Here is a 2,564-nt window from a genome sequence, read left to right as displayed (position 1 = left end):
AATTGAACAAAATCGCTGCGCGATGGCCTGCCAAGGCTGTGGCACAGCTTTCTTTTTCTCAATAATAAAATAGGCAATGGCAATTCTTACCAGTATTTGATATTGTAAAGTTACCACACAAAACAATTCAATACAGAAAGACACCACTGCCTATGAAAAGAATACCATTTGACCGCTTTTCTGACAAGCGGTTTTATTATGCTAATGCACCTCCATGTAAGCAGGGTTTTTCATTAACTACTGATTTTACATGGAGGATTTTATTATGTACGATGAAATATTTAGCCAGATTACAAATGCTGCAAACAAACGGAATCTAAGAGATTCTACTATTCATGCATACTGTACAAGTGTTGCTCACTTTTTAAAATATACTGATAAGCCAATAGATGCTCTGACAACAGATGATGTTGACACATTTCTCACAGAAAAAAGACTTTCCGGGATTTCACCGGAAACATACAACCACTATCATTCCGGTATTCGTTTCTTTTATAAAAAAGTATTAAAGATGAATTGGGATGACGATGATATCCCACGTATGAAAAGAGACAGGAGCCTGCCAATCGTGCTTACGAAAGCAGAGATATCAGCGATTCTGGATGCAACGCCAAACCTGAAACATAAAGCCATGATTGCTACAATGTATTCAGGTGGTCTTCGGGTATCAGAAGTCACGCACCTTTACTATGATGATATTTCACGCACAAACAAAACAATACACATCCGTGATGGCAAAAGTCGTTTTGACCGTTATACCCTACTTGCTGACCATACACTTGAGATACTTACGGAATACTGGTTTAAGTGCGGCAGACCAACAGGGATTCTGTTTCCAAGTTCATGGACTGGCGATTATCTTGTGAAGAACAGTGTCATTCAGTTCTTCCATAAAAGTGCAAAAAGGGCTGGAATTCAGAAACATGTCTCTACACACTGTTTGCGCCATAGTTTCGCAAGTCATCTGTTCGAAGCCGGGTGTGACGTGAAATATATTCAGGCCCTTTTGGGACACCGTGATCCAAGATCAACAGAGATTTATCTTCATGTAAGTAATAAGACTCTGCTCGGTATTAAAAGCCCATTTGATGAGATGGGTGGTGAGTAATCGTGGAAAAATCATGTACGATACAGGATGTCTTTGAACGGTTTTATCCTGTTTATAAAAAAACACATGAGATTCCTGCGCACCACAGAAAAACCGCTTTTCACATCATGAACTGTAAAACAGGGGCTTTTGGTGTGAATATCAGTGTCTGTGAGGAATGTGGCTGTATCAGTGTTCACAACAATTCATGCAGAAGCAGGTGTTGTCCCATGTGCCAGGAGTTTCCGAAAGAAAAATGGATTGATGCACAAAAGGAGAATGTATTGGATACACCTTATTATCATGTTGTTTTTACGGTTCCGGAAGAATTGAATCCAGTTATTTATAGTAATCAGAAACTTCTGTATGATGCACTGTATCATGCTGCATCTTCCACTCTGAACGAACTGGCAAAAGATTCAAAGTATCTGGGAGCTGACATCGGATATATCTGTATTCTTCATACATGGGGTTCTGCAATGAATTATCATCCTCATATACATACCATTGTTCTTGGTGGTGGACTTGATAAGGACAACAAATGGAAAGATACCGGTGGGAAGTTTTTTCTCCCGTATGGGGGCGTTGCAAAAGTGTTCCGTGGGAAATATTTGTGCGAATTAAAAAGCCTGTGGAATGATTCAAAGCTTGAGTTTCATGGTACAGCGGAGAAATATCAAAACCACTATTGCTTCAAAGAACTTCTCGATGAGTGCTATAAAAAAGACTGGGTTGCTTATTGTAAGGAAACATTTAATGGAGCACAGTCAGTCATAAATTATCTTGGGAAATATACTCACAGGATAGCAATCAGTAATCATCGGATCAAGTCCATGACGGAAACAACTGTTACATATGCTGTAAAAGACTATAAAAACAAAGGTCAGTGGAAAGAGAAAACAGTTCCAGGCGAGGAATTCATCCGTCGATTTTTAATGCATGTTCCTCCAAAACGTTTTGTTAGAATCCGGCACTATGGTTTGCTGTCGTGCCGAAACAAGAGCAAAAAGATGACGCACTGTAGAAATCTGCTTGGATGTAAAAAATATATTTCTGCATTGAAAAATCGAAGTGCCGCTGAAATGATAAAGCTGCTATATAACATAGATGTATGCATGTGTTCTTCCTGTGGCGGAAAAATGGTTCCACATCTTCCAGATAAGCATACACCATCTGTTTTAGCGTATATGAGATGTTAAAATATACAACTGAATACTTCAAAAAACTTCCGCAAAGGGAGTCTGTTTGTCATGCCTAAAAATAATTCTTTTGGCAAAAACTAGCTGTCAATAAAACACGAGACATGATAAACTTATAGAAGAGAGTAAAGATTGAATTCCCATAGATAGTGGCGAAAGGGACGCGACTTTGTTCACCAAGGAAAAATCGAAATTGATGTAAACGAAAGGGCAGTTTGATAAAACCGCAAGACTGCTTTTTCGTTTACAACAACTCCGATTGTTTCCTTAACAATTTG

Annotated in this window: 2 protein-coding genes; both read left to right on the top strand. The window is 38.8% G+C overall.

Translation table 11 applies throughout. The annotated features are described in order from the left end of the window. Positions 1-265: 265 nt before the first annotated feature. A complete protein-coding gene (locus tag D8Q48_RS16910; RefSeq protein WP_121057385.1) occupies positions 266-1,108 on the top strand; it encodes a site-specific integrase in 843 nt (280 codons plus the stop codon). Positions 1,109-1,110: 2 nt separating this feature from the next. Continuing rightward, on the top strand, positions 1,111-2,286 hold the full coding sequence (locus tag D8Q48_RS16905; protein ID WP_121057383.1) for an IS91 family transposase: 1,176 nt from the start codon (positions 1,111-1,113) through the stop codon (positions 2,284-2,286). Positions 2,287-2,564 lie beyond the last annotated feature (278 nt).

Origin of the sequence: Ruminococcus sp. B05 (assembly GCF_003628495.1) — a bacterium.
Lineage (GTDB): Bacteria > Bacillota > Clostridia > Lachnospirales > Lachnospiraceae > Schaedlerella > Schaedlerella hominis.
Note: the sequence above shows the minus strand (reverse complement) of the source record. Positions and strands in the feature narration are given on the sequence as shown.